Source organism: Clostridium sp. ZBS15, from assembly GCF_023845705.1.
GTDB classification, from domain to species: Bacteria; Bacillota; Clostridia; order Clostridiales; family Clostridiaceae; genus Clostridium; species Clostridium aquiflavi.
The window spans coordinates 1-14,716 of record NZ_JAMQHY010000002.1 but is presented as its reverse complement, the minus strand read 5'-3'; the positions used below and the strand labels follow the sequence as shown (position 1 = coordinate 14,716).

At 25.4% G+C, this 14,716-nt stretch carries 12 protein-coding genes; all 12 read left to right on the top strand.

Features of this window, described 5'->3' with window-relative positions; translation table 11 throughout:
- The first annotated feature begins 123 nt into the window (after nucleotides 1-123).
- The 12 genes from NG904_RS00645 (at nucleotide 124) to NG904_RS00590 (ending at nucleotide 14,537) form a co-directional block, all read left to right on the top strand.
- Nucleotides 124-1,122 (top strand): CAP domain-containing protein, encoded by a 999-nt coding sequence (locus NG904_RS00645; RefSeq protein WP_252229116.1) that lies wholly within the window; start codon nucleotides 124-126, stop codon nucleotides 1,120-1,122.
- Between the two features lie 328 nt (nucleotides 1,123-1,450).
- Nucleotides 1,451-1,618: a hypothetical protein gene (locus NG904_RS00640; RefSeq protein WP_252229114.1), complete on the top strand. Its 168-nt coding sequence runs from the start codon at nucleotides 1,451-1,453 to the stop codon at nucleotides 1,616-1,618.
- Between the two features lie 267 nt (nucleotides 1,619-1,885).
- Nucleotides 1,886-2,137 carry a phage holin family protein gene (locus NG904_RS00635; RefSeq protein WP_252213473.1) on the top strand — a complete coding sequence of 84 codons (252 nt, stop codon included), beginning with the start codon at nucleotides 1,886-1,888 and terminating at the stop codon, nucleotides 2,135-2,137.
- Between the two features lie 58 nt (nucleotides 2,138-2,195).
- The gene (locus NG904_RS00630; protein ID WP_252213475.1) at nucleotides 2,196-2,462 is read left to right on the top strand and encodes a hypothetical protein; all 267 of its coding nucleotides are present in this window, start codon (nucleotides 2,196-2,198) and stop codon (nucleotides 2,460-2,462) included.
- A gap of 301 nt (nucleotides 2,463-2,763) precedes the next feature.
- Nucleotides 2,764-5,202 carry a DNA helicase RecQ gene (recQ, locus tag NG904_RS00625; protein WP_252229112.1) on the top strand — a complete coding sequence of 813 codons (2,439 nt, stop codon included), beginning with the start codon at nucleotides 2,764-2,766 and terminating at the stop codon, nucleotides 5,200-5,202.
- Between the two features lie 187 nt (nucleotides 5,203-5,389).
- Entirely contained in the window at nucleotides 5,390-5,899 is a 510-nt protein-coding gene (locus NG904_RS00620) for a tetratricopeptide repeat protein (RefSeq protein WP_252213479.1), read from the top strand.
- A 206-nt stretch (nucleotides 5,900-6,105) separates the two neighbouring features.
- A complete protein-coding gene (locus tag NG904_RS00615) occupies nucleotides 6,106-9,255 on the top strand; it encodes a DEAD/DEAH box helicase (protein ID WP_252229111.1) in 3,150 nt (1,049 codons plus the stop codon).
- A 200-nt stretch (nucleotides 9,256-9,455) separates the two neighbouring features.
- Entirely contained in the window at nucleotides 9,456-10,505 is a 1,050-nt protein-coding gene (locus NG904_RS00610; RefSeq protein ID WP_252229109.1) for a hypothetical protein, read from the top strand.
- Nucleotides 10,506-10,733: 228 nt separating this feature from the next.
- Complete coding sequence (locus NG904_RS00605) at nucleotides 10,734-11,786, top strand: hypothetical protein (protein ID WP_252229107.1); 1,053 nt, start codon at nucleotides 10,734-10,736, stop codon at nucleotides 11,784-11,786.
- A gap of 32 nt (nucleotides 11,787-11,818) precedes the next feature.
- On the top strand, nucleotides 11,819-12,364 hold the full coding sequence (locus NG904_RS00600; RefSeq protein ID WP_252229105.1) for a ribonuclease: 546 nt from the start codon (nucleotides 11,819-11,821) through the stop codon (nucleotides 12,362-12,364).
- Between the two features lie 382 nt (nucleotides 12,365-12,746).
- Nucleotides 12,747-13,409, top strand: a complete 663-nt coding sequence (gene sigI / locus NG904_RS00595; protein ID WP_252213489.1) for an RNA polymerase sigma factor SigI — start codon at nucleotides 12,747-12,749, stop codon at nucleotides 13,407-13,409.
- 9 nt (nucleotides 13,410-13,418) lie between these two features.
- Nucleotides 13,419-14,537: an anti-sigma factor domain-containing protein gene (locus tag NG904_RS00590; protein ID WP_252229103.1), complete on the top strand. Its 1,119-nt coding sequence runs from the start codon at nucleotides 13,419-13,421 to the stop codon at nucleotides 14,535-14,537.
- The last annotated feature ends 179 nt before the right edge of the window (nucleotides 14,538-14,716 follow it).

Below are 14,716 nucleotides of genomic sequence, written 5' to 3'. Positions count from 1 at the left end.
ATATGTTAGTATTGAACACAAGGATGTTGTAATAAATTTGAATATATGAAAAAGAGTTAATTAAAAAGGATTATATTGAAATTTACACATATATCCAAAAAAAATAGCGAGGGAGAGAAACTAATGAAGAAAGCTTTTTTAAGAAGAATACTAGGAGGGGTTGTAGCGATAGCAACAATTACTAGCCTAAGTCCATTAGGGGTATCCGCAGCAGGGAAAAATAATACTACTAATAATTATGCTACAACTAAATGTTGGAGTAAAGTTTATGGTACTTGGTTCTGTTTAGGTTCAAATGGACAAATACAAATAAGTGATTATATAAAAAATAATAATACAAGCTGTAATTTGAAATTTGGATGGGTGACATGCAATAGTAAGCCAGGAACAGATACTAATACATCAAATGGTGATGTTACGGTTCCAAATGTACCAGGAAGTAACAATGGATCAAATGGTGATGTTAAAGTTCCAAATGTACCAGAAAGTGACAATGGATCAAACGGTGATGTTAAAGTTCCAGATGTATCAGGAAATGACAATGGATCAAATAATGATGTTACAGTTCCGAATGTACCAGGAAAAGATACAACAAATCCGGACAATAATGGAGATGGCGGCACAGTTAAGCCTGAACAACCAGGAAATACACAAGAAAATTTACCATCTACAAATGGAGATTCTGTAAATGTTAATGGATTAAGCAAATTACCAGAAAAGTATTCTATAAGCATACAAAGTAGTGCTGAAAATAAAATTCTTCAATTAATGAACGAAAAAAGAGTACAAGCTGGTTTACAACCATTAACTATGGATAATACTTTATTACAAGTTGCTAGATATAAAAGTAACCATATGATTCAATATAATTATTTTGACCACACAAATCCAGATGGAACTAAGTGGATAAACTGGTTACAAACAATAGGATATAAATATAATACAACAGGTGAAAATATTGCATATAATACATACGATCCAGTAGAATTATTTAATCAATGGTGGAATTCACAAGGTCATAGAGAAAATATGATGAATCCTTCTTATAATAAGGTTGGAGTAGGTGTTATTTACGATAAAGATAACAATAAATATATGGGAACTCAAACATTTTCAAATTAATAATTTTGATATAAAATAAAGCGATTTTTAAAGATATTTTTTAGGCTTTTAATTATGACTTAAGTATAGATTGAAAATTGAGAATTCTTAAAGTAACTTTATTTGAAAAATATTATTGTTCAAATAATATTTAAGATAAGTTTATATAAAGTCATTAATTTATTTTTCCTTAATCAAAAGATTGAGAGATTTAAATTAATGACTTTTATTTTAGTTAAAATTTAAAATATACTTATATAATAAGTTAAAATTGATTAAAATATAATGAAAGAGTAAATGTATAAATATATTATATGTTTATAAATATATTGTAAGTGGAAGTGATAATATGAAAAAGCAGTGTTTTTATTGCAAAAAAGGATTAAATAATGAACTTTTAGAAAATAAAGTAGGTTGTTTTTGTAACGAAGTTCATTATGATAAATATCTAAAAAATTTAAACTGGCATGAATATATAGAATTGCAACATAGTTTCTGTGTATGTAGTGACGACTAAATTAATATTCTTAAAGATAGTTATATAGTAAAAGCAATAAAACAATAAACAAATTATTATTATAAATAGGAATATTGTTAAGCCAAATTAAAAAAATTATAATCTTTTTAATTTGGTTTTTTGTTGTGTACAAAGAGAAAGGCTTATTCATATTATATTAAAGAAATAAAATTTTAGATTAGAAAAGTAATTAAAGGAGAAATTAAAATTTATTATAGGCTTACTATAACTAGAAAAATTTAATTAAGAACATTAGGAGGAATTTTTATGGATTTTATGACCTATATATCACAAAATGCATTAATACTAATACCTGCATTGTATATAGTAGGCATGATAATTAGGGGGACAGAGAGTATTCCTAATAAATTTATACCATTTATTTTATTGATTATTGGAATTGTAGGGGGAATGCTTTTATTAGGATTTAATATAAATGCAGCGATACAGGGAATTTTAGTTACAGGGGCTACAGTGTATACTAATCAGCTATTTAAACAATATAATAAGAAAGAATAAATTATGTGCAAAAATACAATATTTTTTTATAAAGGTAATATAATATGGAGGTGTGAAGATGGAGAAGTGTTTAAATGAATGGAATGTTCATAGGTATGTAAGAAAGCAAGATAGAGAAGTTCTTAAAACCGCTCTTAAAGAAAATATAGATAGAATATTTACACCTATAACAGTCTGTAGTCAAGTTGTAGATGGAACAAACTATATGTTTATATGTGGATCAACAAGTGACATTTCAAAACTAAAAGTTGAACTTGTAAAAGTATATATTTATGTTCCTGTTGAAGGAAAACCAAAACTAAAAAGTATAGAGAAAATGCAATGATATAAATAAACTTTAGGGTCTTGATTTTATGATATAAGGCAATAATAAAAATAAGTAGAGGAATCAACTAAAAATACTTTTTAGTTGATTCCTTATAAAATTTTACTAAAATTTATATGTTAATAGATTTTATAATGTGGGAATAGATATTAATATATAATATAAAAGGCTATAATTAATATTGGTAAGTTAAAATTAATTATATGTCGCACTATTATTCCTGCACTGTGTTTTAAATATATCAATAATCTAATAAAACATGGCAAAATAAGAAAGTAGTATTTTAAGGAGATTTATTTAAATGAAAAGCAAAGAATTAGAATTTTTAGAAAAGTATTATGGATATAAGTCTTTTAGAAAAGGGCAAGAAAATATAATTTCAAATATTATAGATGGAAATGATGTATTAGCCATAATGCCAACAGGTGGTGGTAAATCAATTTGTTATCAAATTCCAGCACTTATATTTGAAGGACTTACAATAGTTATTTCACCTCTTATTTCTTTAATGAAGGATCAGGTAGATGCATTAAAAGATATGGGGATAGATGGTGAGTTTATTAATAGCTCAATAAGCAGTAGTGAAGAAAATCAAGTTATAGAAAATATTAAAAGTGGTCAATGTAAAATATTATATATAGCGCCAGAAAGATTAGAATCACTTAATTTTTTAAATGTTATTTCAGAATGTAGTATATCTCAAATTGCTATAGATGAAGCGCATTGTATTTCTCAATGGGGACATGATTTTAGAACAAGCTATATAAAAGTGTCTGGTTTTATTAAGTTACTTAAAAAAAGACCTATAATTACAGCATTTACAGCGACAGCATCAGAAGAGGTAAGAGAAGATATTATAAGACTTCTTAACTTAAATAAACCTAAAATTTTTATTACAGGATTTGATAGAGAAAATTTACTTATAAATGTAATAAAATCTGGAGATAAAAAATTATACTTGCATAATTATATAAATAATAATAAGGAATCTTCAGGAGTAATTTATGCAGCAACTAGAAAAGAAGTTGATAAAATACATGAAGAACTAAATCATAATGGATTCTCAGTTACTAAATATCATGCAGGATTATCAGAAAATGATAGAAAGCAAAATCAAGAAGATTTTATATATGACAGAAGTAATATTATGGTAGCAACTAATGCTTTTGGAATGGGAATAGATAAGCCAAATATAAGATTTGTAGTACATTATAATATGCCTAAAAATATAGAAGGTTATTATCAGGAAATAGGTAGAGGAGGAAGAGATGGAGAAAAAAGCGAGTGTATTTTATTATTTTCACCTCAAGATGTTCAAATACAAAAGTATTTAATAGAGCAATCTATTGAAAATATTGATAGAAAAAATAATCAATATAAAAAACTTAATGAAATGACTGATTTTGTATACAGCAATGAATGTTACAGGAAATATATACTAGACTATTTTGGAGAAATTTATGATCATAATTGTAACAACTGTAGTAATTGTTTAAATGAAGGAGAATTAGTAGACAAAACTATAGATGCGCAAAAGGTTCTTTCATGTATATATAGAATGAAAAATAAATTTGGTTCTGGTATGTTAGTTGATGTTCTTAGAGGCTCTAAGAATAAAAAAGTTATACAATTTAACTTTAATGAATTATCAACTTATGGAATAATGAAAGATTATTCAAATGATGAACTTAAAAATTTTATTAATACTTTAATATCACATAGATACATATCTGTCGTTAATGGAACGTATCCTGTTTTAGGATTGAACCAAAGATCAATGAATGTATTAAAGTCAGAAGAAAAAGTTGTATTCAAAGAATTTAAAATTGAAAAGAAAGCTAGAGAAGACAATGAATTATATGCAATACTTAAAGAAATAAGAAAAGAAATTTCTGTAGAAAATGGGGTACCTCCATACGTTATATTTGGAGATGCTACATTAAAAGAAATGACAGTAAAATATCCAGTTAATAAGGAACAAATGTTAAATATATCAGGTGTTGGAGAAATAAAGTATAAAAAATATGGTGAAATATTTGAAAATGAAATAAAGAAATTTGTAAAAGAAAATAATATTGAAATATCAAATGAAATAAAGGAAAAAGAAGAAGTTAAAATGGAAAGTGTTCATTTAGATATTAATACAAATGAAGAGTTATTTAATAAGCTAGATGAAATTAGATGTGAAGAAGCTAAAAAGGAAAATACACTTCCTAAAATGATAATTTCTAAAAATTCACTTAAAGAGATAAGTGGAAGATATCCTATTAATATTGATGAGTTAAAAGATATAAGCGGAATTGGTCCAAAGAAAATTTCTTTATATGGAGAAAAGCTAGTGTCAATAGTTAGTGAATATGTTTTAGAGAATAATATAGAAATAAAATGGGTGGATAGGAAAAGAAGAAAAGTAATTATTGATGGGGAAAATAGAGAAGACAATGAAATTGCAATTGACATGTTAAAAGAAGGAAGAAAATTAAATGAAATATGTGATGAAATAGAGGTTTCAATATCAACTATTTTAGGATATGCAACAGATTATATTAAAGAATTTGGAGAAAGTAAGTTTAATTTGGAGTTAGAAGAATTTTATAATGAAGAAGAAGAAAATTTAATTAGTGATGTATGTGAAAAAATTGGATATGAAAAAATAAGCGCAATAAAAAAACAGCTTCCACCATATATAAAATATGAAACTATACGTGCAGTGATATTAAAAAAATACTTTTTAATATAAGACTCTGTATTAAATGTATAAAAACTCTACTAAAATATAGCCTAATATAAAAAAACATATATTAATAACTTTTTTAAATTAATTAAGAACTAACTCATAAATAAAAATAAGGGATGTAATAATATTAAATATGAAAAATATATTTAATATTAAGGAATAAAGAAATTTTTAGAGGAGTGTTATTAATTTGGATCCATATAAAGTATTAGGTTTGAATGAAGGTGCAAGTAAAGATGATATTAAAGAAAAATACCAACAGATAGTAGAAAGTTACAATGAAAATGAGCAAAATGAAAATAATCAATCTATATTAAAAGACGTGAACATAGCTTATGATGTACTTATTAATGGGAACTTGTACAAGGAAGTTAGGTCTTTAATAGAAAAAAATAATTTTCTAGAAGCAGAGGCTAAGCTTAATGTTGCAGATGATAAAACTTCAGCAGAATGGAATTATTTGCAAGGCTTTATAGCTGTACAAAAAGGATGGTTTGATACAGCTTTAGTATATTTAAAAACAGCAACAGAAATAGAACCTAACAATATAGAATATTTAGATAGCTTAAATAAACTTCAAGCTAAAGTAATGGAATTTGCATCTAATTATGCAAGAAAAAATGCTAATAATAACAATATGAACAATAATAACAATATGAATGCCTGTGGAGGTGGTGGAGGAAATGGAGGAATGTGTTAATCTAAAGCATAGTTTAAATAAAAAATATATTGCTATTAAATAAGAATTATGTTATTCTAAATGGGCAGTTGGTACGTAAAGTGCTAATTATGGAGCTTAGAGTGTCCTTCGCCGGTCTCTAAGCTCCTTTTAATATTTATAACTTGCTTAAGTAAACCAATATTGGATTATTTAGGCTTATTTAGGATTTTTGAGGTGGTGATAATTTGAAGTTATTAGATTTGGAATCACAGTTATTAAAAAGTATATCTAAAATAAGTTTAACAAAGGGAAAAGATATTATAACTGATAAGAAATTGGTTAGACTTAATGGAAAAAAGATTGAAAGTTTATATAACATATATGGAAAAATAAAAGATGATAAACTTAAAGAATATAATCCACATTTAAGATTAGATTTGAAAAATGGAAAAGTTACTTTAGCTAAATGTGAATGTCATAAAGAAAAATATGATGAAGATTTAGATGGGATAGTAATTTGCGAACATTTAGTAGCTATAATATTAACATTTTTTGATCAAGTTAAAAAACAAAGCAATAAAAATAAAATAGAGAATGTTAAAAAAGAAAATGTTAAATATATATTAGATGAAAAAAATAATAAAGAACTTTTAGCGATAGATGTAGTATTAAATGAAGTAAAGGATAAAAATGAAGATTATTTTGAAGCAAGTTTTTTAATAGGAAGTAAAACAAAGTATTTAGTTAATATGAAGGAATTTATTTCTAGCTATATAAAAAAAGAAAATTTTTATATAGCAAAAGGACTCATATATAGCCATAAGAAATATTACTTTAATGAAGATGATGAAGAATTAATAGAATTTCTAGAAGAGTATTTAAGTATTTGTAGATTAGAACTCAATACTGGGAATATAAAAATATTTCCTCAAAATATAAGAAGATTTTTAAATCTTATAAATAAAAAGAAAATAAAGTTTAAATATAATTACCAAAACTATTTGTGTGATATAAAAACTACTAATTTGCCAATTAGTTTCACTTTTAAAAAGTTAAAAGAAGATTATGTATTGAAAACAAAAAAAGTTTTTCCTATACCATTAAATAAAAAAATGAATGCTTTTTTATATGATAGAAATATATACATATCTCCTATAAAGCACTTACAGAGTTATATTAAATTTTATGAAGATTTAAAGGAATATGGAAAGATTATTTTATCTAAAGATACTTATATAGAAGATATAAATAAAATAATAGAAGTCTTAAATGAGATTTCTGATGATATAAATATTGAACAAGATATTATCGATGATTTGGATAAATTAATAAGTTTCAAATTTAATTTAATAAATAGGAATAATGATAGAATTATTAAAGTTAAAATAATTAGAGAAAATTTAGAATTAGATTATAATCATGATAATATAAACTCTAACTTTATAATTAAAAGATCTAGAAAAGTTAGAAATATTGAAAGTGAAATGAATAAATTTAGATTTTTTTATAGTTCTGGTGATTTTATATTTCAAGGAAATGATGATGAATATTATGAGTTTTTAAAAAATGGAATAAACAAAATTAAAAAAATTGGAAAAGTAAGTGATTTAAAAGATGAAAAATTATTTACTTTATTTAATGGATCATTTATTAATTATGATTTAAACAAAAACAAAGAAGGTATCGATTTTTCTTTTTCCTTAAGTGATTTTAGTAATAATGATTTAAATGCAATATATTTAGCATGGAAAGAGAAGAAAAGTTATATTAAATTAAATGATGAGAGTTTTGTTAATTTAGAAGATGGAGACATGATAAACTTTTTACGAATTATAGAAAATTTAAATATAGATATAATGAGTGAAAACAATTCTTATATAGTTGATAATAATAAATTATATTATTTAAATGAAAAATTAAATAGTAAAAAATATAATGTTAATGGAGTAGAGGTATTTAAAGAAGCCTTAAATACGCTAGGGAATTTGGATGACGAGAAAATATTTATTCCAAGTAATCTTAATGCTACTTTAAGAGGATATCAAGTTAAAGGATATAGATGGCTTAAAAATTTAAGTAAACTAGGTTTTGGAGGAATACTTGCTGATGAAATGGGACTTGGTAAAACTATTCAAATAATTTCATTTTTACTTTCAGAACCAAATAGGAAAGCATTTGTTATAACTCCAACATCATTAATATATAATTGGGATGAAGAATTTAAAAAGTTTGCCCCTGGTTTAAAAGTAGGAATTATACATGGAGATTTAAAAGCTAGAAACAAAGTATTAGATGATATTGAAAAATATGATTTGATAATTACAACTTATGGAACTTTAAGAAATGATTATTTAAAATATGAAAGTATGAAATTTGATTATTTAATAATAGATGAAGCACAAAATATAAATAATCCTAAGGCAAAAGTAACAGAAGTAGTTAAGGGAATAAAGGCCAAGGTTAGATTTGCATTAACAGGAACACCAGTTGAAAATAATTTGCTTGATTTATGGTCTTTGTTTGATTTTATAATGCCAGGATATCTTTTTAGTAAAGATGAATTTTCGAAGAAATTTACAAATAATGATGAGAAATCAAAAGAAGAATTAAGAATAATGATAAATCCATATATATTAAGAAGATTAAAAAAAGATGTTATAAAAGAATTGCCTAATAAGATAGAAGATAAATTTTTTGTAGAGATGACAAAGAATCAAAAGAAAATATATAAAATGTATGTTAAAGATACACAGGATAAGTTAAAACAAATTGATAGCAGAAATAATAGAATGGCTATATTTGCTTATTTAACAAGACTTAGACAGCTCTGTTTAGATCCATCCATAATTGTTGAGGATTATGATGGTGGAAGTGGAAAAATCAATGTAGCAAAAGAATTAATAAAAAAATCTATAAAGAATAACCACAAAATACTTCTTTTTTCTCAATTTACATCTGTATTACATAAAGTTTGTGATGAACTTAAAGGCGAACAAATTTCTTATTTATATTTAGATGGAAGTACTCCTTCAAAAGAAAGAATTAGGCTTACACATGAATTTAATAATAATGAAGATATAAAAATATTTTTAATTTCTTTAAAAGCTGGAGGAACTGGATTAAATTTAACTTCAGCGGACATGGTAATACATTTTGATCCATGGTGGAATCCAGCAATAGAAGATCAAGCGACAGATAGAGCTCATAGAATTGGACAAAAAAATGTAGTTCAAGTAATTAAATTAATAACGAAAGAAAGCATAGAAGAAAAGATACTATTGCTTCAAGATGATAAAAAAGCCTTAATAGAAGATGTAATAACTGGAGAGCTAAAAGAGGAAGGATTATTTAATAAATTAAATAAGTATGAGTTACTGGATCTATTTAAAATATAGCGAAAATATAAATTATAAAATTATGAAATATAAGTAAATAATTAAAGAATATCTAAAGTAAAAAGATTATATCAATTACTTTAGATATTTTTTTATGAACAAGATTCAATAAAAGAGTAACAAATCTACCTATTTCGACATAAATTAAAGTAGCAAATAAATAATGCTAAAAAAGTTATGTATTAAAGGAGAATATAAGTATGGCAAAAGTAAATTATCTTAATCAAGCTAGTTTTTATGATACCAGTTCAAATTGTTTTAAAATAAATGAAGTCCCTATAATTATAAAAAGTGAAACAAAGGTATTTTCATATAAATATGTATATTCAGAAGCAGACTGTGATTGTCGAGAAAACTGCTATCCAGGAAAAGGTGACGATATTGGATTTACATTAGTATTTGGAAACTATGGAGAAGAGACTTATTCTCCACTTAATCCAACAGATTCAACAGTAATAGATATTTTAGATCTTTCAAATATCTACAATGCATCTTTAAAAGTAATGAGCATTTGTGCAGATTGTCATTTTAAAATTTTTGATATTACAGGTGTAACACCAGGAACAGGTGGCGGAACAGAAATTATTCCAGGAGTAACTGAATTTGTAGGTGGAAATGTTTATACTCTTGAAATAAGAGAATGTGATGAAAATGACGAAAATTGTACTGCAGCATTCTGTTTACCTTGTCATTCAGTATTTTGTGCATCAATTTTATTCCAAGTTGATTTTGAACCTTGTACTAGGTTAGATTTAGAAAATGGTAGCTTCTGTGAAGGAGAAGAACCAAGTTTAGATGGTTGGATTGCAATACCAGCAAGTGGAGGGGGATCTGTACAAGCAGTATCATCTTACACTAGTAGTACTGGTTTTAATTTAACACCTCAAGATGGTGATTGTGGATTCGCTTTGTTGAAAGGTGGAGATGCAGGGGTTAAGAGCATATTAAAACAAACATTTGACGTTAAGCAAGGTGATAGCATAGATTTTTATGCATTTTTCGATTTATCAGATTTCCCAGGTTGGCCTGATGAAGCTCAAGTAATAGTTGTTAAAAACTCTAGTGGAGATGTAATAGATACTATAGTAACCCAAAATGCACATTATGTTAGTACAAATTGGGAGCCTTATCATTATGATGTTACAGTATGTGGAAGAATTACTTTAGAAGCAAGTGTTGAAGAGGCTCCTACTATTGAACCACCATATGGATATTTAGCTATAGATGCAGTGACAGTAACACATCCATAACTTTAAGTATAAATATAAGAAGTAAGCTTATTGATTTAAATATTACGAGGAACTTAATTATGTATTAATTCTGGTAATATTTTTATGTATTGTCTAGAGCCCTTATATGAAAATTTTAGGAGAATTCATATAAGGGCTTATTAATGTAACAATTCTATTCTTATTAACATATAGTGTAGTAATAAATTTTACCATAATTTCACTGAAAAAAAGATAAGGAGAATAATTATGCCTACAGATGCAAAAATAAATTATAGAAATATAGCTAACTTTTATAATAAGGATTTAAATTGCTTTAAGCAAAATGTAAAACCTATAACCATAAAAAAAGAAATTAAAGTGTTTTCATATAAATACGTATATTCTGAAGGAGATTGTGGATGTTCGATAGAACCATGTAATCCAGGTAAAGGTGACGATCTTGGATTTTTGTTAGTATTCGGAAATTACGGAGAAGAAACGTATCATCCAATTGACTCACAACCAACTGTGAATGATACTTTAGATCTTACTCTTATTGAAAAAGCATCTTTAAAAGTGATGGATATTTGTACAAATTGTGACTTTATAATATATAATATTACAGATGATAAAGTAGTTGAAAAGGGAGATAGTTTTGACGGTGGAGTTGAGTATATCCTAGAAATAAGAAAATGTTGTGATGATTCAGAAGAGTACTATGGAGATTTCTGTTTACCTTGCCATTCAGTATTTTGTGCATCAATTTTATTCCAAGTTGAATTTGAAGATTGTAATGAACCAGGTCCAGAACCAGAACCAGGAGACGATTTTGTCAATGGAGGATTTGAAGTTGAAGGAAAATGTAGTCTTGATGGATGGACTAAAATAGATATACCTGCTGGATTTGTTGAAGCCACAGATGAATTTAAATATAAAAAGGATGGTGAAAATAAAGAATTAAAAGGTAAAGATAGTGAATGTTTTGCTTTATTAAGATCAGGTAAGGTTAATGAAAGCGCTATACTAAAACAAAGTGTTAATGTAGTAGCTGGACAGGTAATAGATTATTATGCATTCTTCCATTTGACAGAAGGACCACAGTCTGATCCGGCTGTAGCTAAAGTAGTTATAAAAAATACAGATGGAATTGTAAGAGATACTTTTACACATTCAGTACCATATATTAGTGATGATTGGGAACATCATCAATATACAATTACAGTAACTGAAACAATTGTTTTTGAAGCTTCCATTTCAAAACCAACTAGTCCCGTAGCTATGCATGGCTATTTAGCTATAGATGAAGTAAATTTGTCATAACTATATATTAATGGATTAAGGGGGCAGCCTTTATGGCACTAATAACTTTTTCAACTGCGGTAAATGATAATAGAAATGAAATGCATTATAAATCAATATCAATAAGAAAAGAAACCGATAAACAAGAAAAAGATATACAACAAAAGGGTAGACAAGAAAAAGAAATGCAACAGGAATCTTATAAAGATTCATCTTATGACTTTATGAGTAAAGTAAAAGAAAAAGAGTTAGAAATAAAAGAAAGAGAATTAAATATAAAAGAGGAAAAAATCAATATAAAAGAAAGAGAAATTTATATTAATGAAAAAGAAATTAAACTTAAAGAAAAACAAGAAAATTTGAATCGTTTTTTAATGGAAATTAATAAAAAAGAAAATAATATAAAAGAAAAAGAAATTAAACTTAAAGAAAAAGAAATTAAACTTAAAGAAAAAGAAAATGAGTTAAATCAAAAAGAACAGTATTTTAATAGGATAGAAATGAATCTAAAACAAATAGAAAATAGAAATAATATTTATAAACAAGGAAGATATAATAGAAGAGAATATTATGGTGATAATTATTATGACAATATTTAGATCATACTAATTTTAAAGATATTTGAGATGGTAGACATGTTTATATATTATAGTTTTTAATAATATTGCTAGGATTTTAATTAGTCCTAGCAGTATTTTTATATTAAAAAAAATAAATACATAAATTTAGTAAGAATTTATCATAAATAAAAGATTTTTATTTATAAAGAATTAAATAAAAGATTGAATTTTAATTTAATTAAAATTAGTGCATATAAAATATGTTTGTTACTTGTTACTTTATTAAAAAATATATGGTAATATATAAGCATGAAGTAATACAATGTATTATATTTTAGAAAATTTTATTCATTGGAAATAAAAAGTACCGAAAATACTAATATTTTTTGTATATAATAATGAACAGGAAGGGAGCTTAAATATGCTCGAATGTGTTTTAGAAGATTTAAATATTGGACAAGACCTTGATGTAAACCAATTAATAGAACAACATATGCCTTTTATAATTAAAAGCATATCTGATGTTACTGGAAAATATGTGTCTTGTGAAAATGATGAAGAACTAAGTATTGCATTACTTGCATTTTGTGAGGCTATTGAAAGATATGAGAAAAATAAAGGTTATTTCTTACCATTCGCAAAGCTTGTTATATCAAGTAGAATTAAAAATTATTTAAAAAGCCAAAATAAACATTCATGTTCATCTATTGAAGAACTGGTTGAAAAGGGAATAGAAATTCAAGATGAATATTTAGAAGAAGAAGATAATGGATTATTAGTTGATGATATAAATATATTAAAATCAGAAATAATGTTATATGGCTTTACATTTGAAGATTTAGTGGAAGAAGCGCCTAAGCAAAGAGCAACACGAGAAAATGCTATGAATTTAGCAAAGCAAATAAGTGAAGTAGAAGAACTAACAACTTTTATGGAGGTTAAAAAAAGATTACCAATTAAGAAAATTGTACTTAGATTTTCTGTTACTGAAAAAGTAGTGAAACGAAGCAAAAAATTTATAATTTCAGTAGTAATTATATTTAAGAAAAATCTTAAGACACTAAAAAATTGGATCAGAAAGTAGGTGATAATCATGAGTAAGGGAATAATAATGGAAATAAAAAAAGAATATGCAATAGTAATGAATGATACGGGTAGCATAGAGAGCATCAAAGTAAAAGATGGTATGAAATTAGGACAAAAGATATTTTACTTTGAAGAAGATTTAGTTAATATTAATCAAAATAGAAGTGTTAATAAAATTAGCTTATTCAAAACATTTGGAACATTTGCAGCATTATTCTTACTTATATTTACGTTCTTTCAACCATTAGCATTTAACAAAGCATATGCTGTAGTAAGCTTAGATATAAATCCAAGTATTCAAATACAGGTTAATAATAAGAAGAAAATAGTAGCTGTTGAAGGTGTTAATGAGGACGGCAAAAATATTGATTTTTCAAGTATAAATGGTCTAGAAATAGACAAAGGAATAGAAGGTATAAAGGCTATTCTAGTTGAAAAAGAATATTTAGGTGAAACGGGAGAAGTATTAGTTGCTTTTGCATTATTAGATAAGCATGAAGATGAAAATTACGAAAATCAAATACAAGATGCTATTAAAACAACTTTTAAAACTGAAAATGTAACTTATGTAAAAGGTAGTAAAGAAGCGGTGGAAGAAGCAAAAACTAAAGGTATAAGTTTAGGAAGATATGAAGTTTCTCTTTCAGCTGATGAAACTGTAAAATCTAAAATTGAAAATATTCCTGTTAAAGAAATTACTTCTTTAATAAAAGATAAAGAAAATTGTATTTACTGGAAAGCTGATAATGCACAAAATTCAGAAAAATCAGAAATAAATAATAATTTATCAGATGATAAATATAGTGATAAACCAGAAAATACTTTAGAAAATAATACAATACCTAAAAAAGATAAAATTGAAGAAACAATAAAAGAAATTACTCCAGAAGTGCAAAAGCCAATAGAAGATAATAAAGAGTCTGAAATAAAGAAGGATCCTGAAGAAGTTCCAGAAACAAAGCCAGAAATAGTATTACCTCCAATAGAGGAAATTAAGCCAGGGGATAATACAACAAACAATGAAGAAACAGAAGATAAAAATAATGAAACTTCAAAAGATAAGGATAATGGTTCCGTAAGCAATATTACAGATACTGAGAAAGAAGAACAAAATCTAAAAAAATGATTAAAAAAGTACTCAAAAATAAAAAGCTAAGTGTATTGTATTATGTATAAACTAATTAAATTTTATATTATTTTGTATAAAATCTAATGAAAAAACAAAATAACTCAAATACTTAGTGTAATCTATATGTTTGTTATATGGCAAAGAACAAACATATAGATTTTTTTATTCTTTAGGAA